Raw genomic sequence first — 24,577 nt, 5'->3', positions numbered from 1 at the left:
TTATTATTATTATTATTATTATTATTATTATTATTATTATTATTATTATTATTATTATTATTATTATTATTATTATTATTATTATTATTATTATTATTGCTTTTCTTCCTGATTTCTGTTTGCTAAAGCCACTTTTACCGTTTGGTAGTTTTTGTTGACTTTTGTAATTACTTTTTCTCTAAATGAAAGTTCTAATTCACCATCGACTTGGTTTAGTAAATCAGAAGCATTGATTTTTACTTTTGATTTTTTTACTGAACTTTGAGCCAAAACGGTTTTTTCGGCCGCTTCGAGTAATTGATCTGTGTTCTCTTTTTTAGGATTTTCGGTAATTGCGATTGGATTTGTATTTGATTGTTTTTCTTGATTATTTTTGATGATGACTGAAGACTCCGTTATTTGATTTGACTCATTTTTAATGGTTTTATTTGGTGTTTGATTAGAGTTATTTTCTTGTTTATTTGATTTCTCTGCCGCTGTTTCTGTTGAAGTTTTTTCTGCAATCACAGTTTCTGTTTGAACGGGTTCAACTTTATTTATAGTTGGTTTTACAACAGAATCTTTTTTAATATTTTCTTCGATTACAACAGTTTTAGGTGTTTCAATCGCATCTTTCTTTTGATTGAAAAAGAAAGTTCCAACCAATAAAAAACCAATAATACTTGCTGCTACATACAGCCATTTTCTATTTTTAGTTGGCTTTTTAGTTTCTTCTGAAACACTTAACATGGCATCTAATCGATCCCAGGCTTTTTCGCTTGGTTCAATTTTGCGTTGGTTTAGTTTTTCACGGAAATCCTTTTCAAAATTATTCGGTTCCATTATCTTGTTTTTTTAGAATAGTAATTTGTGTTTGCAGCATTTTCCTAGCGTGCGATAATTGCGATTTTGATGTTCCTTCATTAATTCCTAACATCTTGGCAATCTCATTATGTTTATATCCTTCAATAGCATATAAATTGAAAACCATTTTATAACCGTCCGGCAGAGCATCAATTAAAAACTGAATCTGATCAACGGTAAACTGACTGTCGATTTCGTTGAAACTTTCTTCTGTAAAAAATTCATCTTCGGTAAATTTTACTTTTTTCTGAACTCTTAAATAAGAAATACATTCGTTAACCATAATTCGGCGAATCCAGCCTTCAAAACTTCCTTTATGTTCAAAGTTTTTCAGATTCGTAAATACTTTCATGAAAGCCGTAATCATTACATCTTCTGCCAGCTGAATATCTTTTATATATTGTCGGCAGACACTTAACATTTTCGAAGAAAATTTACTGTAAATCTGCTGCTGTGCTTGTCGATTATTTTCGACAGCAAGCTTTATGACTTTAGTTTCTTCTTGATGTAAATGAATAATTTTCATTAATAAGCTTTTCGGTTTTTGGTTTTAGAAACAGACTTCTATTAGCATAGACGCATGTCGATTTGAAATGGTTGCATGGGAGGTAAAAAAAATCAAAATTTAAATTTCAAATTCCAACACGCAGAAATACACAACTGATTTACAACAAAGTAAACCAATTATCTAATTGATAAATTTTCTAATTATTTAATTAAAAAATTATTTCTTTCTTTCAATAACGTAGTTTACCATTAAGGTAAGCGCCGCTTTGAATTCAGAATCCGGGTAATTGTCTAAAAGCGAAAGTGCTTCCTGCTGGAATTGCACCATTTTGTTTTCGGCGTAAACCAAACCATTATTATCTTTTACAAAGGCAATAACTTCTTTTACGCGTTTTTTGTCTTTGTTGTGGTTTTTGATGGAGTTTATCAACCACTTTTTTTCCTGCGGAGTACAAGTATTTAAAACGTGAATTAAAGGCAAAGTCATTTTTTGTTCTTTAATGTCAATTCCGGTTGGTTTTCCGATGGCTTCTTCGCTGTAATCGAACAAGTCATCTTTAATTTGAAATGCCATTCCGATCAATTCGCCAAACTTTCGCATATTCTCCACCTGAATATCATCTTCAATTACCGATTTTGCGCCAAGTGCACAGCAAGCTGCAATAAGTGTTGCAGTCTTTTTTCGGATGATTTCGTAATAAACATCTTCGGTAATATCGAGTCTTCTGGCTTTTTCTATTTGAAGTAATTCACCTTCGCTCATTTCGCGAACAGCTACAGAAATGATTCGGAGTAAATCAAAATCGCCGTTATCAATAGAAAGCAATAAACCTTTTGAAAGTAAATAATCTCCAACTAAAACCGCAATCTTATTTTTCCAAAGTGCATTTATAGAGAAAAATCCGCGGCGACGATTACTATCGTCCACCACATCATCATGAACCAAAGTTGCCGTATGAATCAATTCAATAACCGACGCACCTCGATAGGTTCTTTCGTTTACGATTCCGCCTGAAACCATTTTAGCAGTCAGAAAAACAAACATGGGACGCATTTGTTTTCCTTTTCGGTTTACAATATAATAGGTGATTCTGTTTAGTAACGCAACCTTTGAAGTCATCGATTCGTGAAACTTTTTTTCAAAAAGTTCCATCTCGGTAATAATAGGCTGTTTTATTTGTGAAGTAATATTCATTTCGATTTCAAATATACTATTTTAAATAAAAAAACGTTGTCTATTTTATGTTAGTATATCTATAAATATGCACTAATTTAAAAAAAACAATCCAAAAACACCTCAATCTAATAACTAATTTGAATTCATTGAAAAGTAAAACCAAAAAAACTATTTATTATGAAAACAAAATTTTTATTAATTGGAACCTGTATCGCTTTATCATTATTTACAAGTTGTAATTCTGATGAAAACACAAATGACGGAACTAGTAAGGTCATTACTAATGACGAAATAATTGCCAATTCTAAAATTGACGCCTCTATTGAAGATGTTACGAATATTGCTGAAGACCAGTTTATTTCTCAAGTAAACATCAATAGCAAACCTTCTGGAAACATAAAACACTTTTTACCTGAATGTGCTGTTATTACAACAGTTTTAACGAATAATACTTTTACAAAAACAATAGATTTTGGCGTTGACGGCTGTACGCTTGATAACGGAAATACGGTAAAAGGAAAAATGGTGGTTTCGTTTTCTAATGATTTTTCGGCTTCTACACAAACGATCAGTTATACGTTTGAAGGATTTTATCACAATGGTAAACTACTTCAGGGAAGCAAGAGCATTATTAGAACTGTAAAATCAACTGATTTACTGGCAGAAGCACATCCGGTTTTAACCGCAGCAATTGATTTGACTATTACTTTTGATGACGGAAAGGTTTATATCAGAAAAGGTTCTTTAGTAAAAGAAATGACTGCGGGTTATAACACTTGGTTCAATTGGGAAGACAATGTTTTTGTCGTGACCGGAAGCGGTACTACAACTTTACCAAACGGAGATACTTACGCTGCAGAAATTACAACTCCACTGGAATTTAAAACTTCATGCAGAAAATCATTTGCAGTAAAAGGAGTTGTTGAAATAACTAAAAATGGAGCTTCGGCTATTATTGATTATGGCAATGGAGATTGCGATACGTTGGCTTCTGTAACAAAAGACGGAGTAACAGAAGAAATAGATTTGAAAAAATAAAATCCCTTTTTGCCCACAAAAAAAGCATTAAAAACAAGATTCACCCTCGTTTTTAATGCTTTTTTTAATATCGAAAATTTTACGTTTAAATGTAGTCCCTACGGGACATTCTCTACGTTTTAATCATGATTTTCTACCGATTTGTAACTCCTAACGGAGTATATCTCGTAGAGATTATATATCGCTAGACAACATTATGCGATATCGCTTTTGTCCCGTAGGAACTATACCGCATCAGCTTCTTTATTTGCTAATTGCCCGCAGGCAGCATCAATATCTTTTCCTCGGCTGCGACGCACTTTTACAACAACTCCAATATTTTCTAATGCTTTTATATATGCCAAAATAGATTCTTCTGAAGCTTGTTGAAATTCTCCATCGTCAATTGGATTGTATTCAATTAAATTGACTTTACACGGTACATATTTACAGAATTTTACCAAGGCATCAACCGAAGCTTTATCATCGTTGATTCCTTTCCAAACTACATATTCGTATGAAATTTTGCTTTTGGTTTTTCTATACCAATATTCTAATGCTTCACGCAAATCTTTCAAAGGAAAGTTTTTACTGAAAGGCATAATCTTCGCGCGGATTTCATCAATTGCCGAATGAAGAGAAACTGCAAGTTTGAACTTTACATCATCATCGGCCATTTTCTTGATCATCTTCGGAATTCCCGATGTCGAAAGCATAATACGCTTTGGAGACATTCCTAAACCTTCTGGCGATGTAACCATATCGATTGCTTTAATGACATTGTTATAATTCATTAAAGGTTCGCCCATTCCCATAAAAACAATATTCGAAAGCGGATGATTGTGGTACAAACGGCTTTCTTTATCAATTGCCAAAATCTGATCGTAGATTTCTCCCGGTTCCAGATTTCGCATTCTTTTTAAACGTGCAGTTGCGCAGAAATTACAATCTAAACTACACCCAACCTGACTTGAAACACAAGCTGTTGTTCTGGTTTCTGTTGGAATTAAAACCGATTCTACAACTAATCCGTCGTGCAGGCGAACGGCATTTTTTACTGTTCCGTCGCTGCTTCTCTGCATGGTATCAACCTTAATATGATTGATAACAAAATTTTCTTCAAGCATAGAACGCGTTGTTTTGGCAACATTCGTCATATCCTCAAAACTGTGTGCTCCTTTGCTCCAAAGCCATTCATACACTTGATTTCCACGAAAAGCTTTGTCATTATTTGCGACAAAAAAATCTCGTAATTGATCTTTTGATAAGGCTCTTATGTCTTTTTTCTCGATTTGCATGCTGCAAAGTTAATCACTTTTGTCCTTTTTTTCGATTTTTAGATGCATTCTTCGTTTATCCTTTCTTGAATTTTATGCAAAATCATAACTCTATTTATCCTTTAAACCCTTACTATAATGATTTAATTAAAGTTTGGCTATGATTTTTATCATTTAATTTCGACTGTCTGCTTGATAATTTTGATCTAAGAAATAAGGTCAGTTCACAACCACTTACAGAACTCTCCTGATTAAAATTAACAAATACCTATCAAGATGAAAACAATTACATCAATCCTATTAACAGCAATTTTCACAATCCTATCATTACAGCTAAACGCACAAAGAACTTATACGGTAGCAGCTGCTAAATCAACTTTTGAAGTTGCCGGAACTTCTACAGTTCACGATTGGACAATGAGGTCTACAGAAGGAACTGGCATCGCCAACTTAACGGTAAAAGATTCTAAACTTACAGCGATAAACAGCCTAACTATTACCTTATCAGCAGAAAGTTTAAAAAGCAGTAAAACAAGTATGGACCAGGTGGCTTATGAAGCCTTAGATACCGAAACGCATAAAACCATCGAATACGCTTTAAAATCTGCTGAAAAAATAAATGAATCAACCTGGATTCTAACCGGAACTTATACTATTGCCGGTATCAGCAAAGAATACAAAACTCAGATAAAAATAACGGCTGATAATGAAACTTTTATTCTTCAGGGTTCTAACCAAATTACTTTTGGCGATTTTGAAATGACACCTCCAAAAGCAGCTCTCGGTGTTGTTAAAACAGGTAAAGATTTAACTGTGATTTTCAATATCATGTTAAGCCAGATAAATCAGATTTCAGATCTGTAAACCATAATTACATTCTTTAAAAGTTAATGTTTGATAAAACCCGAATCTCGATTTAGGGTTCAATTATCCATTCCCAAAAAATGAAAACGTTGTAGTTTTTAAATACCATTTTAATAAAATTTTAACAATGATTTTTATCATGTATCCCTTTGAAATATAGGTAGATCTTTGATACAAGTTAAAACAACATTCTTAGTACTAAAAGAAAATCGGTCGATTTGTTAACTTATTTTTTACAATAAAAACATGACAAAAATGAAAACCAATAAAATCAAATTATTTGCAATTGCAGTTGCTTTTTTCGGAATTACTTCAATTGCTACAGCACAAAAATCATATTCTTTAGATGACAAAGCTTCCTTTTCAGTTGCGGGAACTTCAACCCTTCACGATTGGGAAATGAAGTCGGCTTCAGGAACCGGAACAGCAAACTTTTCAATAGCTAATTCAAAGCTTACTGAAATAGAATCTCTATCGGTTACCCTATTGGCTGAAAGTATAAAAAGTGAGAAAAAAAGCATGGATAAAGTGGCTTACACAACTTTAAAAACAGATAAAAATAAAAACATCAAATATGTTTTAAAATCTGCTGAAAAAGTAAACGAAACTACTTGGGAATTGACCGGAACTTATACCATTGCAGGAGTCAGCAAAGTTTACAAAACGACTGTAAAAACAACTGTTACAAAAGATGGATTAAACATGCAGGGTTCTAACAAAATCACTTTTGCAGATTTTGGAATGAAATCACCAACTGCCATGCTTGGAACTATTAAAACAGGGCAGGATTTAACGATAAAATTCAATTTAAACTTTAATTTATAAACGCCATGAAAAAAATTTATATCCTATGTATAACATTAGTCAGCACGTTTGCTGTTAATGCTCAGGTAAGTTTTGGGCACATTCAAAACCAGATTCCACGAAACCAAAAAGGTATTAATCAATTTGATGTAAAAAAAGATACTGTTGCTTATAAAGGATTAAGTGTAGATATGGGAGCTGCTTTTGCACTTCAATTTCAAGCTTTAAATTCGTTTAATGATCAAAAAAACTTAGCCACAGCGCCAGGTTACAGATTAAATAATTTAGAAAACAATTTCAATTTACCAAATGCAAACTTCACAATTGGTGCTCAATTGTATGATGGTGTACGTGTAAACTTAGATGTATATATGGCTTCCAGACATCACAACGAAACTTGGGTAAAAGGAGGTTATTTGCAAATTGACAAACTGGATTTCATTAAAAAAGATTTCCTGGCTGATTTCATGCAGTATACAACGATCAAAATTGGTCAAATGGAGAACAACTATGGTGATGCGCACTTTAGAAGATCTGATAACGGAAATGCGTTTATGAATCCGTTTGTTGGAAATAATATTATGGATGCATTCATCACAGAAATGGGAGCCGAAGTTTATTATAATAGATTAGGTTTCGTAAGTATGCTTGGCGTTACAAATTCTAAATTAAACCAAAACGTTCAGGAAATTGTAGCAGCAAATCCTACAGCAGCAAAACCAGATAATAATACAACTATAAGTCCTTCTATTCTTGCAAAATTAGGCTGGGATAAACAAATCAACGACGATTTGAGAATTAGAGTAACAGGTTCTTATTATCATACAGCAAATTCAAGCGGAAATTTATATTCTTCTGATAGAGCAGGAAGCCGTTTTTATGGTGTAATGAGCCATTCTGAATACAATATTATCGATCCGGCTACCGGAACAGCTATTAGCACTGTTGCAAACAATTTCGATCCAACTGCTAATAAAGATACTGGAAGGTTTAATCCGGGATACGGAAACTGGGCAACATCCTATATGATAAACCCATTTATCAAATATAAAGGTCTTGAGTTTTTTGGAACGTTAGAATTTACTTCTGGAGGAGATTATAAAGGAACCGATGATACTCGTAAAGTAAATCAATATGTTGGTGATTTAGTTTACCGTTTCGGAGAAAATGAAAGATTTTATGTGGGTGGAAAATACAATTTAGTTGACGGGAAATTAGCAAATGCAAATGCCCAAGCAATTCAAATAAATAGATTTGAAGCCGCTGCAGGATGGTTCATGACCAGAAATGTTTTGGCTAAATTAGAATATGTAGATCAAAATTACAAAAACTTCGCTCAATTTAATGGAGCAACTCCAAACGATCTTTTCGGCGGAAGTTTTAAAGGACTTATGTTCGAAGCAGTAATTTCATTTTGATAAAATGTACAAAAGATTTATTTTTTTAATTATGGGTTTAGCGGCTTTCTTTTTATCAGGAAGTGCTAAACCCACTTTTTTAACAGAAGATACAGCCTTAGTAATAAATAAAATTAAAATAGAAATTACAGGAGCATCTACTGTTGGCAAATACAATTGTTCTAATACCTTTTCAATAAAAGATACGGTTTATATAAATTCAGTTAAAAAAGAGGCTTTTAATACCGAAATCAAAATGTCAAACTTTGATTGCGGCAACAAAATAATGACGAAGGATTTACAGGGAACCGTAAAAGTGAAACAATTTCCAAATAGTACGGTTTGCATTACAGATGTAAAACCAAATGGTAAAAATTACAAATGCCGATTAAACTTTTATATCACCGATAAAACTTTAAAATACAAAGATTTTATTCTGTATAATTCTGATGATAAAATTCAGGGAACACTAAATTTAAAATTTTCTGATATTGACTTAGAACCGCCCGTAAAAATGGCCGGATTAATAAAAGTAAAAGATGATATTGTGATAAATTTCAGCCTTTACAAAAACTAAAACTTACTTCTAAAACATTTCAGCAAAAAAAATTTCTTCAACTTTTCAAAACTGCAAAAATTTGGCACAAGAATTGTCTTGCACTCAAAAGAAAAGTAATCTTACAAAGCGCGCCATAATTTTAAAATTTGTATTTTTATTATTCCACTTTATAACCTTTTAAATTTTATAACCTAAAAAGACAATTTATTATGAAAAAACATTTTTTAAGTTTAGCTGTTGTTGCATTATTAGCTTTGGGATTACAATCTTGCGAAAAGAAAGAACCTAAACCTGCAGATGAAGAATTAACTCTTGGAAACAAAGTTGACTCCTTAACAACAGATATTGAAGAAGTGAAAGACAGCGCTGTAAGCAAAACAGAAGAGGCTGCTGCAAAAGCTAAAGATGCTACTGAAAATGCTGTACAAGATGTAAAAGATGGAGCTAAAAAAGCAGCATCTGACGTGAAAGATGCTACTAAAAAAGGAGCTGAAAAAGTTGAAAATGCTGCAAAAGCTGCAAAAGACGGAACTGTGAAAACAGCTAAAGAAGTAAACGAAGCTTTGAAAAAATAATTTTCAAATTAAAACTAAAAACAGAAAGCCATTCGCCTAAACGAATGGTTTTTTTATGCAAAATAGTCAGCGGATATTTTTTGTATTTTTGCATTCAATTACAACAACTACAAGATGCATTTTATATCACAAGAATTAGAAGATTATATCGAGCAGCATTCTGAAAACGAACCAGAATTATTAGCGAAACTTAATAAAGAAACCTACCAGAAAATACTTTTACCAAGAATGTTAAGCGGTCATTTTCAAGGCCGGGTTTTAAGTATGCTCTCTAAATTAATTCGTCCGGTAAATATTCTTGAAATCGGAACTTATACGGGTTATGCTGCGCTTTGTTTATGCGAAGGAATGCAGGAAAACGGACAATTACATACTATAGATATTAAAGAAGAATTAGTTGATTTTCAGAGAAAGTATTTTGATGCATCGCCTTGGGGAAATCAAATTTTTCAGCATTTAGGAGAAGCCGTAGATATTATCCCAACTATTGACGTAAAATTTGATTTGGTATTTATTGATGCAGATAAGGAAAATTACCTCAATTACTGGGAAATGATTGTTCCAAAGATGAATAAAGGCGGTATTATTTTATCTGATAATGTATTGTGGAGCGGAAAAATCCTTGAACCGGTTCATCCAAATGATGTCAGTACAAAAGTACTTTTAGAATATAATCAGCTTTTGAAAGACGATCCAAGAGTGGAAACGGTTTTGTTGCCAATTCGCGATGGATTAACAGTTTCAAGAGTATTATAATTTTATAAGTTGCTAAGATACTAAGGCGCTAAGATTCTAAGATTTTTTCTATTTATACTTTTACTCCATTTAGAATGACTTATTTAAATCAGATAGATAATGAAGGTTTTGCAATTATAAACAATGTTTATACTGAAAATGAAATTGAAAAACTGATTTCATTAATCGAAAATGTAACCGAAAATGATTCTGATAATGCTACTTTTAGAAAATCTCAGGATTTATTTGCAATCAGACAATTTCATAAAGAAGTACCTGAAACCTTAGATTTTATTTTCAATCAAAATTTAAAAGATAGTATTGAATCTAATTTTGGGAAAGGATACTTCATTACCAAATCCATTTATTTTGACAAACCTGAAAAATCAAATTGGTTTGTGGCTTATCATCAGGATTTAACTATTTCTGTGGATAAAAAAATTGAAGCTGAAAATTTTGAAAACTGGACTGTAAAACAAAATCAGTTTGCGGTTCAGCCTCCAAAAGAAATTTTAGAAGATAATTTTACGATTAGAATTCATATTGATACCACTACAAAAGACAACGGTGCTTTAAAAGTTATCAATAATTCCCATTCAAAAGGAATTTTGAGAATCGAAAATCTGGATTTTGAAAACGAAACAGAAACAATCTGCGAAGTTGAAAAAGGCGGAATCATGATTATGAAACCTTTATTATTTCACGCTTCAAACAAAACCACAAACAACGAAAGAAGAAGAGTTATTCATATTGAATTCAGCAAACAAGAACTTCCCACAGGGCTAGAATGGAGTGAAAGAAAAATTCTTGAAAATAATTTAGACGACTTCAAGAGTATTATAAAATAAAAAATTCAATAGCCTCCAGCTTCAGCTGGAGATAAAAAAGCTAAAAAAAGAAAAAGGCTTTAGCCAAATACCCAGTGTATTTTGGCTAAAGCCTTCTTAATTTTATCTATAGACTCTCCAGCTAAAGCTGGAGGCAATTTATCCAAATTTTATATGAGAAAACTTAGAAGCTTAGTATCTTAGAAACTCAGAACCTTAGATTATCCCGGAAAATATTGCGGTTTCAACCTTCTGTAAGCTAAAAAGATTAAGAATCCAAAAATAGCTCCAAAGAAATATCCTGTTAGAATATCTCCCGGATAATGTAATCCCAAATAAATTCTACTGTAAGCGAAAATTAACGGCCATAAGAATAACAAACCAAAATATTTGAAATGACGTTTTAAAACCAAATATAAAAAGGTTGCAACGGCCATTGTGTTTGCAGCATGTCCTGAGAAAAAGCTAAAAGATTTTCTAACCTGAACCACTCTGATAATTGTATTGACATCAGGATCGTTACAAGGGCGCAAACGCTGAAAAGTATGTTTAAACAAATTACAAGTCTGATCTGTAAAAGCGATTAAAATTGCGACAAAAAGTAATATATACAAGGTTTGCTTTCCCCCTACTTTTCTATAAATAAGATAAAACAACAGCAAAAAGAACGGTGTCCAATTCAACTGTTCGGTAATAATCAGCCAGAATTTATCATATTTTTCAGAACCTAAACCGTTTAGATATACCAATAAATTGACATCTAATTCTTTTATTTTTTCAAGCATATTATCTTTGGCGTTTTATAGGTCCCGAAAGTGATTCAATATCTTCTTTTACCTGATCGATTTCTGTAGCAGTTTCACCTAACAGATTACTGGATAAATTAGTAGTATCTCCTAACAAATTAGATTTTGCATCATTAATTTGCGCATTAATATTACCCGTAATATCAGTCAAAGATTTCGTGTCAAGACCATTGGCCTCAGCTCCTTTTTGAATTTCACTTTTTATATCGTTGGTTGCATTTTTTAACTGCGCCATCGCTTTACCCATTGTACGGGCAATTTCCGGCACTTTATCAGAACCAAAAAGCATTAGTACTATAAACAGTATGAAAACTAATTCTCCTCCTCCTATACCAAACATATCTTTTATTTTTGTTGTGCAACAAAGATATTAAATTTTGAAGCGCACAGTTTTAAAATTTACTTAAAAAAAAAGACTCTTTTCAGAGTCTCTTTAGTTTGTTCTTAGTCAAATTTTGATTTTTGTTCAACTTTTGGCCATGAATTATTTGTTACATCGATATCAGCCGTAAGTAATTTTGGATCTATCTGAATGCTTTTTACAGCTTTTGTAGTCGCATAAACTTTTTTAGCGGTATCGTTACTTTTTCTCCAGATTTGTGCCGGATATTGGTAATTATCTTTTGTACCATCTTCGTAAGTAATTTCAACAAGAATTGGCATAATCATTCCGCCTGGTTTGTTGAATTCAACTTCATAAAAATATTTAGGCGATTTAATGCTTGCTTTTTCCTCAGCAGTAAAAGTCTGGTTCACATAATCAGCCAATGGTTTTACATCTTCTAATTTTAATGCTTTTTTGCTTGAAGCGCTAACTTCTGGATTATCTCCTGAAACTAGGTAAACAAAAGGACCTTTTTCGAATCCAAAACGACCTTTTCTCACTTTTACATCTTTAATGTCAGCAGTTGGAGTTTCAGAAACATAATATTGTTTTACCTCTTTAATTCCGATATCTACAAAATCAGTTGAATAAAACCATCCTCTAAAAAACCAATCTAAATCTACAGCAGATGCATCTTCCATAGTTCTAAAGAAATCCTCTGGAGTTGGGTGTTTAAATTTCCATCTGTTTGCGTATGTTTTAAAAGCATAATCAAACAATTCTTTCCCCATAACTACTTCTCTTAAAATATTAAGACCTGTAGCCGGTTTTCCGTAAGCATTATTTCCAAATTGGTGAATCGTTTCAGAGTTAGACATAATTGGCTCTAAAAACTTCTGATCACCGCTCATATAAGGAACAATATTTTTTGCAGGTCCGCGTCTTGAAGGGAAAGTTGGATCTAATTCCTGTTCTGCCAAATATTCTAAAAATGAATTCAAACCTTCATCCATCCAAGTCCATTGACGCTCATCAGAATTTACAATCATTGGGAAAAACGTGTGTCCAACTTCGTGAATAATAACACCAATCATTCCGTTTTTAACCTCTTTAGTCGTAACACCGTTTTCATCCGGACGACCAAAATTCCAGCAAATCATTGGATATTCCATTCCCTGATCTTCTGCAGAAACAGAAACCGCTTTTGGATAAGGATAATCAAAAGTATGAGATGAATAGCTTTTTAAAGTATGTGCAACTGTAAGTGTTGAAGTTTCTCCCCAAAGCGGGTTTGCTTCTTTTGGATAAACAGATTCTGCCATAACAGTTTTGTTTCCAATTTTTACAGCCATTGCATCGTAAATGAATTTTCTTGAAGAAGCAATTCCAAAATCACGAACATTTTTAGCACTGAATTTCCATGTTTTTTTCTTTTCAGAAAAACCTTTTTCAGCCGCTTCAGCTTCAGCCTGAGTTACAATAACAACAGGTTTATCAAATGATTTTTGAGCCTGCTCGTAACGTTTAACTTGTTCTGCAGTAAAAACTTCGTTTCTGTTTGTTAATTCTCCTGTTGCATCAATTACGTGATCTGCAGGAACCGTAATATTTACATCAAAGTTTCCGAAAGGAAGGGCAAACTCTCCGCTTCCCCAAAACTGCATATTCTGCCATCCTTCAACATCGTTGTAAACTGCCATTCTAGGATAGAATTGTGCAATTACATATAATTTATTTCCATCTTTTTCGAAGAATTCGTAACCAGAACGTCCGCCTTCTTTTCTATAATTATTGATGTTATACCACCATTTTATCGAAAATGAAATTTTTTCTCCCGGTTTTAAAGGCGCAGCCAGATTAATACGCATCATCGTTTCGTTGATCGTATAAGACATTGGAGTTCCTTTTGCGTCTTTTACCTGTTCGATATTAAAACCGCGCTCTAAGTCTTTTTTCAAATATTTAGACGAAAAACCATCAAGAGCTAAAACCTGATTGATTTTTTCTCCTTCTGCTAAAGAAGTCTGTCCATTTGCTCTCGCTTGATTTTGATCTAACTGAACCCATAAATACTCTAAAGTATCTGGTGAATTGTTAGAATATGTGATCGTTTCAGCACCGGTTAATTTTGAATTTTTATCATCTAATTCAACATCAATCTTATAATCTGCCTGCTGTTGGTAATAAGCAGGTCCCGGCGCTCCAGATGCTGTACGAAACATGTTTGGTGTTGCCAGCAAATCGTACATCTGGCTAAATTTATTAGTGTCGTAACTGCCTTGCTGCTTAGGTGTCGCAGCTTTTTCCTGAGCAACTAACATTGCAGGAAAAATTAATAATAATGAAAGCTTTTTCATAAAAGTCTAATGGTAATTTTTGTCAGGGTGTGAAAATAACAATTAAAATATTAATTTAACAGATTAATTAATACTTTAACAATTCTTTCCTTGAAGATTCTGTAAAGAGGACACTTCTTTTAGTACCAAATGCTGAAATATGTGTAATATTCTGCTGTTCAGAACTCCAGTCCACAAGTAGAGTATTTGAAATTTCGATCGATTTAAATTTTTCGATATCTTTTATTCTCGAATAACATATTAAAACATCGTCGCTTTCCACTTCTTTTGACAAAAAAGTAATTGGTTTTGATTGTCCGTTTATCTTAATCGTGAAATTTTCAGCAAGATATTTTTTTAATAAATCAAGATCTGCGGGAGTTTCCTTTTCGGTTCCAACGAAAGTTTTTTTATGGTATTTTTTTTCTAGTGCATTATTCAAATCATCTACAAAAATACGCGATGTAATTTGAATCATTTTTTTTTCAGCAGCATATTCAACCTGAAAAACACCAACATAAAATTTATGAAATGCAAAGGAAGAAAGCGACAGAAACAATATCCCGATAAAAGGATAAATCAATATTTTTTTCATTATTGAGAGGCATTCACTTTTTTAAATTCAGCATTTTTGTTGATTAAAAAATCAATCAACTCAAATTTTTGATCTTCATTAAGATGTCTTTTTGATTCTGGATCATTAGAACAAAACATCAAAAACAAATCAACTTCGTCTTTTTTCAAACCTAAAGTTTTAGTAAAGAAATCAGGTTTAAAATTGGCTTTAGAATATTCTACAAAGGCAATATCCGTGATTTCTTCTTCTTTTACATCATTTTTAGAAAGAAGCTTTTTAACATCTTTAAAAATTCTAACGAAGTCCATTCCGTATTTTATGGTTTGATCAGAATACATTACCGTATTTTTCGCAGTCGAGAGTTTATCATCTTCAAACTGCATATCAACATATTTCTGCGTGTTTTTATCTAACGATTGTACTTTTAAATCTTTACGAACCACAACTTCTTTTAATTCATTGCTAACCAAATCTAAAGGCACAGAAAAAAGTATTTGTGCACAGTCTTTCTCTGTCAAAACAATTTTTTTAGACTGAAAAGCCAAACCGGTAAAAACCAAAGTATCTTTTGGCTGTGCCAAAATATCAAACAATCCTCCCGGACCTATAAAAGTTCTGGATTTTGCATTAATATTCATAACATACCCACTTTCTATAGCAAGTGATTTATTTGTAACCTGACCGTGCAGCGACTTTCTTGAGCCATTTTGCCCAAACATTATTTGACAAAATAAGCAAACAACGAATACTCCTAGTTTATTTTTCATTTTCGAGAATTATTAGATATTTTCGAGCTAACTCTGTTATTAAAAACATACTCATTGTTTTATTCTTTGTATTCAAAGATACGGCAAATTCGGCATCATCCACACAATATAATTGAAATCCTTTGATATCATCTACCGGAATTTTTAATCTTTCGGTATAATAATTTTCATCAAAAAGATACTCAATTTTTCTGAAAAGCATCTCCTTTTTTTCCACATTTACCTCTTTTTTTAACATTGCCGTACGTCCAGAAATTTTATTGAGGATTTTATCTATAGAAGTCGAAGTTGCAGTATACACTTTTCTTTCTGCAGGTGTATATGTTTTTTGGCCGTGCGGAACAATTCCTAAATTTTCAGTCGTAATTCCATGATTGTCATTCACCTTGACTTCTTTCAACTCAATTTCTTTTGCTGTCATTTTAATCACGAGCAGACTTAAAGTTAAATCCTCAGCAGAAATTCGGCGTTTATAAGGTTCTAGATTTACTGCTGAAAAAACCAAAACATCGCCTTCTTTAACGGCAATAGAAAATCTCCCGTCGGCATCAGAAATAGTCGAAACTTGTGTCGTGTTATTAATAATATTCACTCCGTCAACCGAAGTAGTTTTTTCGAAGATTTGTCCTAAAATTTCTTTAGAAGATGCATTTTGTCCAAAACCAATTTGAACAAAAAATAGAATTAAAATTATATGTAGGGTATTATTTAACTTCACTCGCAATTATTTCATTGTATTTCAAAGCTTGCTGATAAATTAACAACTTTAGCTTTGCTTTTTCTTTATTTCCTAACAACAACATTATTTCCTCATTCTCAACAAGGTAAAATTTAAAACCTGAAATGTAATCTGATGGAATTTTCAACTCATTGATAAAATATTCATCTTCAAACAAAGCCCCCAACTTCTCTAGAGCAATTTCTTTCTTTTCAATCTGAACATTTTTCTTCAACATTTTAGTTCTCCCATTTATTTTATTTAAAATAGGGTCTATTGCCACAGAACCTCCTAATAACCCTAGAAGTGAAATAGCTTTAAAATCTCCTGCAGTTGCTAATTTTCTTTCTGCGGGCGTATACTTTTTTTGGTCTTTAGAAACAATTCCCAGATTTACAGCATTTATATGAGCATTTTCATTAATAACAACTTCCTTCAACTCGATTTTTCCCGCTTTCATCTTTATTTGAATCAAAGCCAGATTAAAATCCTCAGCCGTAATTCGATGTTTTACAGATTCTTTATCTACAGCCGAAAAAATCAAAACATCTCCTTCTTTTACTTCAATCGAAAATCTTCCATTTTTATCAGAAACTGCTGTTCTTTGTGTTGCTGTATTAATGATGTTGATTCCCTCAATTACACTAGACTGCTCTAAAATCTGCCCAAAGATTTCCTTTGAAGTTTTTTCCTGTCCAAAACTCATTTGGACAAAACACAGAAATAAGATTATATCTAGTTTATTATTTAACTTCACTCGCAATTATTTCTTTATACTTTACCGCCAGTTCGCCTAGCAAAAATTCGGTTGAAGTTTTATTTTTAGAGTTCAAAATATTCGTAAACTGTTTATTATCGACAGCGTAATATTCAAAACCTTTTACATATTCTGCCGGAATTTTTAAGCGATCCACAAAATGTTCAAGCGTAAACATTTTCTCTAAAAGTCTCATAAAAAACTCTTTCTGCTCTACCTCAATTTCTTTTTTCAGCATTGCTGTTCGGCCCGAGAAAAAGTTCAGCAGAGGATCTGCAGAAATTGATCCGCCTACCATTCCTGTAGCACTTGCTGTGGCATCTAAAGCGGTAGCGGTACGTAATTTTCTTTCGGCTTCGGTATATGATTTTTGACCCGCCGGAACAATTCCCAGAGAAACAGCATTTATATTATCATATCTTTTTACAATAACTTCCTGTAATTGATGCACAACTAAGTTCATCCTTACGGTAAAATTTAAATCGGTAAAATTTTCGCAGGCAAGAGAAACCCTATTTTCCTTAAATTGAATCGAAGAAAAAATCAGCACATCATCTGGTTTTGCCAAAATAGAAAAGGCACCGGATGCATCAGTAGTAGTCATAACCTCAGTTTGAGAATTGACAACATACACTCCTTCCAAATCATTTGTATTTGCCGTAATTTTTCCGTTTATAATCGTACGTTCCTGATTTTGAGACCAGGAATTCTGACTTATAACTGCAACTAAAAAAAATACAATATTCTTTGTCAAAATGAAAATATTAGGGAATTATTAAAAAGGTAAAAATATCCTAATGTCTTCCAAATTTAGTATTAATGAGTTGGTAAAAATATGTTAATTAAACTCCAATATCTCAATTATATTAGACAGACTTTTTTTAATATCTTTATCAAATAGAATTTGAGTTTAGAATTATGAAAAGCATTATCATCGCCAGCACATCTACCCTGCACGGCGGCAGTTATTTAGATTATTTACTACCTACGTTACAATTACATTTTAAAAACTGTACCACTGTTTTATTTATTCCGTACGCACGTCCCGGAGGAATATCTCATGAAGAATACACCAAAAAAGCAGCAGAAGTTTTTGCTTCTATAAATATTAAACTTCAGGGAATTCATGAATTTGAAAGTCCTGAAAAAGCTATACAAAATGCTGAAGGCTTTTTTACGGGCGGTGGAAACACTTTTTTGCTTGTTTCACAGCTTTATAAAAACAATATTATGCAATTGCTTGCAGAAAAAGTTAAAAACGGAACTCCTTATTTAGGAACCAGTGCCGGAAGTAATATTTGCGGTTTATCAATGCAGACAACGAATGATATGCCGATTATTTATCCGCCGAGTTTTCAAACTTTAGGATTAATTCCGTTTAATTTGAATCCGCATTATTTAGATCCAGATACAAATTCGCAGCATATGGGCGAAACACGTGAAACGAGAATTAAAGAATTTCATGCTTTTAATGCCATTCCTGTTTTAGGTTTAAGAGAAGGAAGCTGGCTGGAAGTAAAAGGAGACAAAATAACTTTGAAAGGTTCTCTAAAAGCAAGACTTTTTAAACAAAACCAAACTCCGGAAGAACTAGAACCAGAAAGCGACTTAAGCAGTTTAAAATAAAGTTTCCCACCATATAAGTGATATAAGTTCATTTAAAAAAGCTTGACAAAAAAACTTATAATAACTTATATCACTTATATGGTTTAAAAAAAATAACAGAAACAAAAAAGCCTCAAACATTGTTTGAGGCTTTTGAAGAGCGAAAGACGAGGCTCGAACTCGCGACAACCAGCTTGGAAGGCTGGAGCTCTACCAACTGAGCTACTTTCGCATTAACAGGGTGCAAATATAAATAATTTATTTTAAAAAACAAAAATTATTTAAGTTTGATAAAAAAACCGAAACGATTAAATTTCGGTTTTTTAGAGCGAAAGACGAGGCTCGAACTCGCGACAACCAGCTTGGAAGGCTGGAGCTCTACCAACTGAGCTACTTTCGCATTGCTGGTGCAAATATAAAAATAAAGTTAAGTTCAAAACAAGCTTTTTTGCAAAAAAAATTAATTAAAATCAACATTTTCTTATAACCTATTTAAAATTAAAAAGTTATAAAATCAATTATTTTTAAAAAATCATGAATACTATTAAAGAAATCCCATCAAAAGAAACTTATATCGTTCGTCAGCCTGTACTAAGAGAAGGCAAACCTATCGAAAGCTGCATCTTTGAGGGAGATGATTTAGACACTACACATCATTTTGGTTTATTTAATAATGAAGATTTAATAGGAATTATTTCGTTATTCAATAAAATCAATCCTATATTTGCCGAAAAAAGTCAAGCACAAATTCGAGGGATGGCAGTTTTAGAAACGCATCAGAAAAAAGGATTTGGAGAAGCCTTAGTTAAGCATTGCGAAACCTACTGCAATGACAACAAAGTCGATTTGATTTGGTTTAATGCTAGAACCGCCGCCGTTGGCTTTTACAGAAAAATGGGATACCAGCCCCTCGGTGAACCATTTGATATTAAAGATGTTGGCGAACATTATTTAATGTTTAAAAATTTATAAAATGAGGAAACTTTACTTTCTTTTATTGGTATTAAGTTTAATTAGCTGTAAAAAAGATGCTCCTAAACCAGCTCCTGCTGCAGTAAAAAAAGCACCGCCAATTATACTTACTGATGAACGAAAAGTAGAAGTTGATACGGCACTTTTAAGTACTTTTAAAAGTGAAACGCTGAAGCAATTTTATACTTCATCTGAAAATAAGACCGTTTGGGGAAATCTAAAAAAGAGACAATATGTATTATCTCAATTAGAAAAATCGGAAGAATTAGGACTTAATCCAGAAGATTATAAAGCTTCGCAGCTGGAAAAATTTGAAAAACGAATCAGCAGTCTAAATGATGCCGACCTGGCAACGTATGATATTTTACTGACTTATAGTTTTGAGAAATATTTAGAACATTTATATAAAGGTAAACTTGATCCTAAAAAATTATATACAGACTGGGATTTAGACGAAAAAACATTTGATGTAAACAGTGTTTTGATTAATGCTTTTAATAAAAACAAATTAGACAGCATTGTTGAAAATGTTCAGCCTAAATCTATCGTATACAAACAATTATTGAAATCACTTGAAATTATTAATTCATTTCCTGATGAAGATATTGCTACTATTGAATCTTTAAAGAAAATTACTTTGAACGATACAAACAATGCGGTAATTAACATTAAAAAGAAACTTTTATTCTGGAAAGACATGACTGGAAAAGACAGTCTTACGGATAAATACGATCAAAAAACTTTTGAATCGATTAAAAAATTTCAGGCAAGACATGGTTTAGCCGATGATGGCGTTATTGGCCCGGGAACTATAAGCGCTTTAAACTATTCTAAAGAAAGAAGAAAACAGCAGATTATTGCCAATTTAGAACGCTGGAGATGGTATCCGAATGAATTTGCCGAGAATTATTTTCTTATCAATATTCCGGATTACAGCTTAAATGTTGTCGAAAATCAGGATACAACTTTAGTTCGAAATATTGTAGTAGGGACAAGTAAAAGAAAAACGCCTATTATTACATCTGTTTTAAAAACGGTTGTTTTTAACCCAACATGGACTGTCCCGCCGACTATTTTAAAAGAAGATGTTGTTCCGGCAATGAAACGCAACCGAAATTATTTAGCAAAGAAAAATATAACGATTTACGATACATCAGGAAATGTTGTAGATCCGCATGCGTGGAACGAAAACAAACCTAATAATTACAGATATGTTCAAAGTCCGGGTTATAATAACTCATTAGGCTTAATGAAGATTTTGTTTCCAAATCATCACAGTGTTTATCTGCATGATACCAACCACAGAAATTATTTTGAACGTAATAATCGTTCATTAAGTTCGGGCTGCGTTCGTGTTGAAAATCCTTTAGAATTGGCTGAACATATTTTAGACGATCCTGAAAGATTTTCAAAAGTAAAAATTGATACGATAATTGCTTCTAAAAAAACCATGAGTTTTAAAATTACCAAAAAATATGCTTTATATCAATGGTATTGGACGGCTTGGAGCAAAAAAAATCAGCTCATTTTCAGAGCTGATATTTATAATCTTGATTCAGATTTGTATGCTAAGTTAAGAGATTAACTTCTCTTCCATCGTAAAGCTTCTTGACGGATGGTAGATATACAAACATGATTTGTCTTTAATTACTTGGATGATTTCATCTGTCAATTCAACAGGAACTGCAGGACAACCCTGGCTTCTGCCTAATCTTTTGTGGTCTCTGATAAATGATTCAGAAACATAATCAGCTCCATGCATTACAACTCCTCTTTCGCGGGCGTTGTCATTTAAACCTCTTTCAAGACCGTCTAAACGTAATGAAGCACCATGTTTTCCCTGATAGATTTCACCTGTTGCATAAAACCCTAAACTACTTTTAAATGAAGAGTTTAAGTTTGAAAATGCTGTAGCAAATTCTTCTCCGGTATTTCTACCATGAGCTACCAAAGAGTTAAATAAGATTTTATTAGTTGTCATGTCAATTACCCAAAGACGCTTGGTATTTGATGACAAACTAAAATCAATTAATGTTAAAATGTTTTTCTGAACAATTCCTCTTTCTTTTAAAAGATAAAATCCTTTTAAAGCTTCTGTAAAACTTTTAAGATCAGGAATTTTACAATCATTGTTCGAATCTAACTCACTGTAAACATTTGCAATTTTTGCTTCGACAGAAAGGTTTGTTTCAACTTTTGCAATACTTTTTGTTGTTACAGATTTCAATTCGGAAGTGTTTTTAGAATCTTTACCAAAAGACAATAGAAAAAACACCAGCAGTGGATACATTTTGTAAATCATTGAATTTCTTTAGGTTAATAATAAATTTGGGTAAGGCAAAAGTAGAAATTTTTGAAAATACACAAAATAAAACCCTGTAAATCAGGCTTTTTTTGTTGAAAATTTAACATTATTAACACAAATTAGATCTTTCTGTAAGATTTTTTCTCATGCAAAAAATCATAATATTTTAGCTGCTTTTCTTAAAAAAAGGTCAAAAAAGTGGAAATTTTGAAACTAAAACTGTAACAAGTGAAACAAAATGAAGTCTATTATTCTTAAATTAAAGTACTTTTACAATCATTTTTCGCTCAAATTTTCATGAATAAACTTGTTTTTCTAACGTTTTTTTTATCTACTTTTTTGTGTTTCAGTCAAAAAAAGGCATTGCAGGCGAAGTCTATTTCGCAAAACATTTCTATTGACGGAAAACTGGAAGAAAGCGCATGGGAAAATGCCGGAATTGCTTCAGACTTTATCACATTAGAACCTGATAACGGAAAAGCTGCTCCGGAGAATAAAAAATCTACTGTCAAAGTTTTATATGATAACGACGCCATTTATATTGGTGCCATGATGTATGATGATGAGCCTGATAAAATTTTAAAAGAGATTTCGCAGCGCGACAATTTTGGAACTGCAGATATTTTTGGTGTCTTTATAAATGGTTTTAATGACGGCCAGCAGGATTTTATGTTTTATGTTTCTGCTGCTGATGTTCAGGCAGATTGTATTATGACTGATGCAAATGGTGAAGATTATTCCTGGGATGCTGTTTGGATCAGCAAAGCTTCGATTACCGAAAATGGATGGGTTGTTGAAATAAAAATTCCATATTCGGCATTGCGTTTTTCACAGGAAAACAAACAAACCTGGGGAATTAATTTTTTCAGGGAAGTAAAGCGTACACGTTATAAGTATACGTGGAACTTTGTCGATAAAAAAATTGGAACTTTTACGCAGCAAGCCGGAACTTTAGAAGGAATTGAAAATATAAAACCTCCTACCCGATTGTTTTTTATGCCTTATGCTTCTTATTATTTGAATGCCGGTGAAGGGCAAAAAACATATGGAACTGTAAAAGGCGGAATGGATATTAAATACGGAATCACGGATGCTTTTACAGTTGATGCTATTTTAATTCCGGATTTTGGACAGACTAAATACGACGATCAGATTTTGAATTTAGGTCCGTTTGAACAGCAGTTCAATGAAAACCGAGCTTTTTTTACCGAAGGAACTGATTTATTCAATAAAGGAAATATGTTTTATTCGAGAAGAATTGGCGGCAAACCTTCTGTTGAACCCGATTTAAAAGACAATGAAGAAGTTATTGAAACCGTACAAAACGTTAATCTTATTAATGCTTTAAAACTTTCAGGACGAACTAAAAATGGTTTGGGAGTTGGAATATTAAATGCGGTGACCGAAAAAACTTTTGCGACTATAAAAGATACTATTTCCGGCGAAACCAGACGTGAGATTGTAGAACCACTTACAAATTATAATGTTTTGGTTCTGGATCAGCGTTTTAGAAAAAATTCATCGGTTACTTTTATCAATACGAATGTCACCCGAAACGGTCATTATAAAGATGCGAATGTAACGGGTTTAGCGTGGGATTTAAATACCAAAGCAAACACTTACAGCTTATTTGGAAATGTAAAATACAGCACCATAAATGATACTGAAGATACAAAAGGTTTTTTCTCCACTGTTAGTTTTGCTGAAACAAGCGGGAATTATCGCTATAGTTTAGGTACTGATTTTGTTTCTAAAGATTTTGACCCAAATGATTTGGGAATTAATTTCTATACCAATTATTACAATTTTTACGGAAACGCGAATTATAGAATTCTAAACCCAACGAAGCTTTTTAATAGTTTTAGAATTGACTATGAAATGTATTCAGAATTCAATAAAGATTCAGGAAAAGTTCAGTCAAACCGAATTGGAGCAGAAGTAAACTTAAGCACGGTAAAAAACAATTATTACGGAGCAGGAATTACCGTTTCGCCACTGGAATCTCATGATTATTATGAACCAAGAGCAGACAATCGATATGTTATAATTCCGAGGAAGTTTGATTTTTGGGGAAGCATTTCAACCAATTACAATCATAAATTTGCTATCGATATTAATCCGTCATTATCTGTTGCCGATGAACCCGGAAGAGCAGCTTACGGCACAGATATTAGTCCAAGATATCGTTTTAATGATAAACTTTTACTTGTTTATACTTTTAGTTTTCTTAAAAGAAACAATAACAAAGGTTATATCGACGGCTATGACGATGACGATAATGAAAGCACTCCCAAAACTGTTGTTTTTGCTAATCGTGACGTTATCACATACGCCAATACTATATCCGGTAAATATGCTATTAACAGCACTATGACGCTTAATTTAGCCGTTCGTCAATATTGGTCTTCGGCAGAAAATAAAGATATTTTAAAGCTTGAAGCAGATGGAACTTTAGATCCTTATCCGCAATATACCGAAAACAAAAACTCAAGTTTTTATTCCTGGAATGCCGATTTATCGTATTCATGGTGGTTTGCGCCCGGAAGCCAGCTTTCGGCTTTATACAGAAATAATGCTTCTAACTTTGAACGTATTATCGATAAGGATTTTAAAAACAACGTAACAAGCTTATTGACTAACGACGCCTTAAAACACATTTTTTCTGTTAGCGTAAAATATTTTATCGACTATAACGCTGTCAAAAATAAGGTTAGAAAAAGAGCTTAGCGTGAATTAATTTTAAAAAATAAAGAGTTCTATAATTAATTTAGTATTTTTTGTTACACTTCATTTTATTAAACATAAATGTCATAATGCTTTCTCTCCA

At 32.6% G+C, this 24,577-nt stretch carries 25 protein-coding genes and 2 tRNA genes; 12 read left to right on the top strand and 15 right to left on the bottom strand.

What is annotated here, in order from left to right; genetic code table 11:
• Window positions 1-93: 93 nt before the first annotated feature.
• From J2Y38_RS22435 to J2Y38_RS22425, 3 genes are all read right to left on the bottom strand, one after another.
• The gene (locus J2Y38_RS22435) at window positions 94-822 is read right to left on the bottom strand and encodes a hypothetical protein (RefSeq protein ID WP_309847052.1); all 729 of its coding nucleotides are present in this window, start codon (window positions 820-822) and stop codon (window positions 94-96) included.
• Window positions 809-1,369 (bottom strand): RNA polymerase sigma factor, encoded by a 561-nt coding sequence (locus tag J2Y38_RS22430; RefSeq protein WP_309847051.1) that lies wholly within the window; start codon window positions 1,367-1,369, stop codon window positions 809-811. Before J2Y38_RS22430 ends, J2Y38_RS22435 begins: the two co-directional genes overlap by 14 nt.
• A gap of 198 nt (window positions 1,370-1,567) precedes the next feature.
• A complete protein-coding gene (locus J2Y38_RS22425) occupies window positions 1,568-2,545 on the bottom strand; it encodes a polyprenyl synthetase family protein (RefSeq protein WP_309847048.1) in 978 nt (325 codons plus the stop codon).
• A 159-nt stretch (window positions 2,546-2,704) separates the two neighbouring features.
• Here J2Y38_RS22425 and J2Y38_RS22420 point away from each other — a divergent pair, with 159 nt between their 5' ends.
• Window positions 2,705-3,565, top strand: a complete 861-nt coding sequence (locus J2Y38_RS22420; RefSeq protein ID WP_309847046.1) for a hypothetical protein — start codon at window positions 2,705-2,707, stop codon at window positions 3,563-3,565.
• A 224-nt stretch (window positions 3,566-3,789) separates the two neighbouring features.
• Here J2Y38_RS22420 and rlmN read toward each other — a convergent pair whose 3' ends face one another.
• Entirely contained in the window at window positions 3,790-4,842 is a 1,053-nt protein-coding gene (gene rlmN, locus J2Y38_RS22415; protein ID WP_053472076.1) for a 23S rRNA (adenine(2503)-C(2))-methyltransferase RlmN, read from the bottom strand.
• Window positions 4,843-5,097: 255 nt separating this feature from the next.
• On the opposite strand from rlmN, the gene J2Y38_RS22410 reads away from it, so the two are divergent.
• The 7 genes from J2Y38_RS22410 to J2Y38_RS22380 all read left to right on the top strand — a co-directional run bounded on the left by J2Y38_RS22410 (window position 5,098) and on the right by J2Y38_RS22380 (window position 10,603).
• On the top strand, window positions 5,098-5,685 hold the full coding sequence (locus tag J2Y38_RS22410) for a YceI family protein (RefSeq protein ID WP_309847043.1): 588 nt from the start codon (window positions 5,098-5,100) through the stop codon (window positions 5,683-5,685).
• A 255-nt stretch (window positions 5,686-5,940) separates the two neighbouring features.
• Window positions 5,941-6,510 (top strand): YceI family protein, encoded by a 570-nt coding sequence (locus J2Y38_RS22405; RefSeq protein WP_309847041.1) that lies wholly within the window; start codon window positions 5,941-5,943, stop codon window positions 6,508-6,510.
• 5 nt (window positions 6,511-6,515) lie between these two features.
• Complete coding sequence (locus J2Y38_RS22400) at window positions 6,516-7,907, top strand: hypothetical protein (RefSeq protein ID WP_309847037.1); 1,392 nt, start codon at window positions 6,516-6,518, stop codon at window positions 7,905-7,907.
• A 4-nt stretch (window positions 7,908-7,911) separates the two neighbouring features.
• Window positions 7,912-8,463, top strand: coding sequence for a YceI family protein (locus J2Y38_RS22395; protein ID WP_309847034.1), 552 nt, complete (start codon window positions 7,912-7,914; stop codon window positions 8,461-8,463).
• Window positions 8,464-8,654: 191 nt separating this feature from the next.
• Window positions 8,655-9,020: a hypothetical protein gene (locus J2Y38_RS22390; protein ID WP_309847031.1), complete on the top strand. Its 366-nt coding sequence runs from the start codon at window positions 8,655-8,657 to the stop codon at window positions 9,018-9,020.
• Window positions 9,021-9,134: 114 nt separating this feature from the next.
• On the top strand, window positions 9,135-9,776 hold the full coding sequence (locus tag J2Y38_RS22385; protein ID WP_309847030.1) for an O-methyltransferase: 642 nt from the start codon (window positions 9,135-9,137) through the stop codon (window positions 9,774-9,776).
• Window positions 9,777-9,850: 74 nt separating this feature from the next.
• Window positions 9,851-10,603 carry a phytanoyl-CoA dioxygenase family protein gene (locus J2Y38_RS22380; RefSeq protein WP_309847028.1) on the top strand — a complete coding sequence of 251 codons (753 nt, stop codon included), beginning with the start codon at window positions 9,851-9,853 and terminating at the stop codon, window positions 10,601-10,603.
• 200 nt (window positions 10,604-10,803) lie between these two features.
• Here J2Y38_RS22380 and J2Y38_RS22375 read toward each other — a convergent pair whose 3' ends face one another.
• The 8 genes from J2Y38_RS22375 to J2Y38_RS22340 form a co-directional block, all read right to left on the bottom strand.
• Complete coding sequence (locus tag J2Y38_RS22375) at window positions 10,804-11,367, bottom strand: phosphatase PAP2 family protein (protein ID WP_309847027.1); 564 nt, start codon at window positions 11,365-11,367, stop codon at window positions 10,804-10,806.
• A gap of 1 nt (window position 11,368) precedes the next feature.
• Window positions 11,369-11,728: a twin-arginine translocase TatA/TatE family subunit gene (locus J2Y38_RS22370; RefSeq protein ID WP_053472068.1), complete on the bottom strand. Its 360-nt coding sequence runs from the start codon at window positions 11,726-11,728 to the stop codon at window positions 11,369-11,371.
• Window positions 11,729-11,832: 104 nt separating this feature from the next.
• Complete coding sequence (locus tag J2Y38_RS22365) at window positions 11,833-14,070, bottom strand: M1 family metallopeptidase (protein ID WP_309847022.1); 2,238 nt, start codon at window positions 14,068-14,070, stop codon at window positions 11,833-11,835.
• A 67-nt stretch (window positions 14,071-14,137) separates the two neighbouring features.
• Window positions 14,138-14,644 (bottom strand): DUF6702 family protein, encoded by a 507-nt coding sequence (locus J2Y38_RS22360; RefSeq protein ID WP_309847019.1) that lies wholly within the window; start codon window positions 14,642-14,644, stop codon window positions 14,138-14,140.
• A complete protein-coding gene (locus J2Y38_RS22355; protein WP_309847017.1) occupies window positions 14,644-15,393 on the bottom strand; it encodes a hypothetical protein in 750 nt (249 codons plus the stop codon). The genes J2Y38_RS22360 and J2Y38_RS22355 overlap by 1 nt, the downstream gene beginning before the upstream one ends.
• Window positions 15,383-16,111 (bottom strand): carboxypeptidase-like regulatory domain-containing protein, encoded by a 729-nt coding sequence (locus J2Y38_RS22350; protein WP_309847016.1) that lies wholly within the window; start codon window positions 16,109-16,111, stop codon window positions 15,383-15,385. The genes J2Y38_RS22355 and J2Y38_RS22350 overlap by 11 nt, the downstream gene beginning before the upstream one ends.
• Complete coding sequence (locus J2Y38_RS22345; protein WP_309847015.1) at window positions 16,098-16,817, bottom strand: carboxypeptidase-like regulatory domain-containing protein; 720 nt, start codon at window positions 16,815-16,817, stop codon at window positions 16,098-16,100. Before J2Y38_RS22345 ends, J2Y38_RS22350 begins: the two co-directional genes overlap by 14 nt.
• Before the next feature lie 37 nt (window positions 16,818-16,854).
• Window positions 16,855-17,622, bottom strand: coding sequence for a carboxypeptidase-like regulatory domain-containing protein (locus J2Y38_RS22340; protein WP_256637003.1), 768 nt, complete (start codon window positions 17,620-17,622; stop codon window positions 16,855-16,857).
• 164 nt (window positions 17,623-17,786) lie between these two features.
• Here J2Y38_RS22340 and pepE point away from each other — a divergent pair, with 164 nt between their 5' ends.
• Complete coding sequence (gene pepE, locus J2Y38_RS22335) at window positions 17,787-18,494, top strand: dipeptidase PepE (RefSeq protein WP_309847012.1); 708 nt, start codon at window positions 17,787-17,789, stop codon at window positions 18,492-18,494.
• A 138-nt stretch (window positions 18,495-18,632) separates the two neighbouring features.
• Here pepE and J2Y38_RS22330 read toward each other — a convergent pair.
• Both J2Y38_RS22330 and J2Y38_RS22325 read right to left on the bottom strand, forming a co-directional pair.
• Window positions 18,633-18,705 (bottom strand) — tRNA-Gly (locus J2Y38_RS22330).
• A 95-nt stretch (window positions 18,706-18,800) separates the two neighbouring features.
• Window positions 18,801-18,873, bottom strand: a tRNA-Gly gene (locus J2Y38_RS22325).
• 134 nt (window positions 18,874-19,007) lie between these two features.
• Between J2Y38_RS22325 and J2Y38_RS22320 the strand changes: the two genes are divergently transcribed.
• Together J2Y38_RS22320 and J2Y38_RS22315 are read left to right on the top strand one after the other, a co-directional pair.
• Window positions 19,008-19,445: a GNAT family N-acetyltransferase gene (locus J2Y38_RS22320; RefSeq protein ID WP_256637001.1), complete on the top strand. Its 438-nt coding sequence runs from the start codon at window positions 19,008-19,010 to the stop codon at window positions 19,443-19,445.
• 1 nt (window position 19,446) lies between these two features.
• The gene (locus J2Y38_RS22315; RefSeq protein WP_309847008.1) at window positions 19,447-21,030 is read left to right on the top strand and encodes a L,D-transpeptidase family protein; all 1,584 of its coding nucleotides are present in this window, start codon (window positions 19,447-19,449) and stop codon (window positions 21,028-21,030) included.
• Here J2Y38_RS22315 and J2Y38_RS22310 read toward each other — a convergent pair.
• The gene (locus J2Y38_RS22310) at window positions 21,019-21,747 is read right to left on the bottom strand and encodes a murein L,D-transpeptidase catalytic domain family protein (protein WP_309847005.1); all 729 of its coding nucleotides are present in this window, start codon (window positions 21,745-21,747) and stop codon (window positions 21,019-21,021) included. The genes J2Y38_RS22315 and J2Y38_RS22310 overlap by 12 nt on opposite strands.
• A gap of 300 nt (window positions 21,748-22,047) precedes the next feature.
• Between J2Y38_RS22310 and J2Y38_RS22305 the strand changes: the two genes are divergently transcribed.
• Entirely contained in the window at window positions 22,048-24,477 is a 2,430-nt protein-coding gene (locus J2Y38_RS22305; RefSeq protein WP_309847002.1) for a DUF5916 domain-containing protein, read from the top strand.
• The last annotated feature ends 100 nt before the right edge of the window (window positions 24,478-24,577 follow it).

The sequence above is a fragment of the Flavobacterium sp. 2755 genome (assembly GCF_031455715.1).
Classification (GTDB): Bacteria; Bacteroidota; Bacteroidia; order Flavobacteriales; family Flavobacteriaceae; genus Flavobacterium.
Note: the sequence above shows the minus strand (reverse complement) of the source record. Positions and strands in the feature narration are given on the sequence as shown.

What these genes read in the sequence shown, in the direction of transcription:
- J2Y38_RS22365 (WP_309847022.1), bottom strand. Translation starts at nt 14,070, where the DNA reads ATGAAAAAGCTTTCATTATTATTAATTTTTCCTGCAATGTTAGTTGCT.
- J2Y38_RS22375 (WP_309847027.1), bottom strand. Translation starts at nt 11,367, where the DNA reads ATGCTTGAAAAAATAAAAGAATTAGATGTCAATTTATTGGTATATCTA.
- pepE (WP_309847012.1), top strand. Translation starts at nt 17,787, where the DNA reads ATGAAAAGCATTATCATCGCCAGCACATCTACCCTGCACGGCGGCAGT.
- J2Y38_RS22355 (WP_309847017.1), bottom strand. Translation starts at nt 15,393, where the DNA reads ATGAAAAATAAACTAGGAGTATTCGTTGTTTGCTTATTTTGTCAAATA.
- J2Y38_RS22425 (WP_309847048.1), bottom strand. Translation starts at nt 2,545, where the DNA reads ATGAATATTACTTCACAAATAAAACAGCCTATTATTACCGAGATGGAA.
- J2Y38_RS22315 (WP_309847008.1), top strand. Translation starts at nt 19,447, where the DNA reads ATGAGGAAACTTTACTTTCTTTTATTGGTATTAAGTTTAATTAGCTGT.
- J2Y38_RS22320 (WP_256637001.1), top strand. Translation starts at nt 19,008, where the DNA reads ATGAATACTATTAAAGAAATCCCATCAAAAGAAACTTATATCGTTCGT.
- J2Y38_RS22360 (WP_309847019.1), bottom strand. Translation starts at nt 14,644, where the DNA reads ATGAAAAAAATATTGATTTATCCTTTTATCGGGATATTGTTTCTGTCG.
- J2Y38_RS22410 (WP_309847043.1), top strand. Translation starts at nt 5,098, where the DNA reads ATGAAAACAATTACATCAATCCTATTAACAGCAATTTTCACAATCCTA.
- J2Y38_RS22310 (WP_309847005.1), bottom strand. Translation starts at nt 21,747, where the DNA reads ATGATTTACAAAATGTATCCACTGCTGGTGTTTTTTCTATTGTCTTTT.
- J2Y38_RS22420 (WP_309847046.1), top strand. Translation starts at nt 2,705, where the DNA reads ATGAAAACAAAATTTTTATTAATTGGAACCTGTATCGCTTTATCATTA.
- J2Y38_RS22395 (WP_309847034.1), top strand. Translation starts at nt 7,912, where the DNA reads ATGTACAAAAGATTTATTTTTTTAATTATGGGTTTAGCGGCTTTCTTT.
- J2Y38_RS22390 (WP_309847031.1), top strand. Translation starts at nt 8,655, where the DNA reads ATGAAAAAACATTTTTTAAGTTTAGCTGTTGTTGCATTATTAGCTTTG.
- J2Y38_RS22305 (WP_309847002.1), top strand. Translation starts at nt 22,048, where the DNA reads ATGAATAAACTTGTTTTTCTAACGTTTTTTTTATCTACTTTTTTGTGT.
- J2Y38_RS22370 (WP_053472068.1), bottom strand. Translation starts at nt 11,728, where the DNA reads ATGTTTGGTATAGGAGGAGGAGAATTAGTTTTCATACTGTTTATAGTA.
- J2Y38_RS22380 (WP_309847028.1), top strand. Translation starts at nt 9,851, where the DNA reads ATGACTTATTTAAATCAGATAGATAATGAAGGTTTTGCAATTATAAAC.
- J2Y38_RS22400 (WP_309847037.1), top strand. Translation starts at nt 6,516, where the DNA reads ATGAAAAAAATTTATATCCTATGTATAACATTAGTCAGCACGTTTGCT.
- J2Y38_RS22435 (WP_309847052.1), bottom strand. Translation starts at nt 822, where the DNA reads ATGGAACCGAATAATTTTGAAAAGGATTTCCGTGAAAAACTAAACCAA.
- J2Y38_RS22385 (WP_309847030.1), top strand. Translation starts at nt 9,135, where the DNA reads ATGCATTTTATATCACAAGAATTAGAAGATTATATCGAGCAGCATTCT.
- J2Y38_RS22345 (WP_309847015.1), bottom strand. Translation starts at nt 16,817, where the DNA reads ATGAGTTTTGGACAGGAAAAAACTTCAAAGGAAATCTTTGGGCAGATT.
- J2Y38_RS22430 (WP_309847051.1), bottom strand. Translation starts at nt 1,369, where the DNA reads ATGAAAATTATTCATTTACATCAAGAAGAAACTAAAGTCATAAAGCTT.
- rlmN (WP_053472076.1), bottom strand. Translation starts at nt 4,842, where the DNA reads ATGCAAATCGAGAAAAAAGACATAAGAGCCTTATCAAAAGATCAATTA.
- J2Y38_RS22405 (WP_309847041.1), top strand. Translation starts at nt 5,941, where the DNA reads ATGAAAACCAATAAAATCAAATTATTTGCAATTGCAGTTGCTTTTTTC.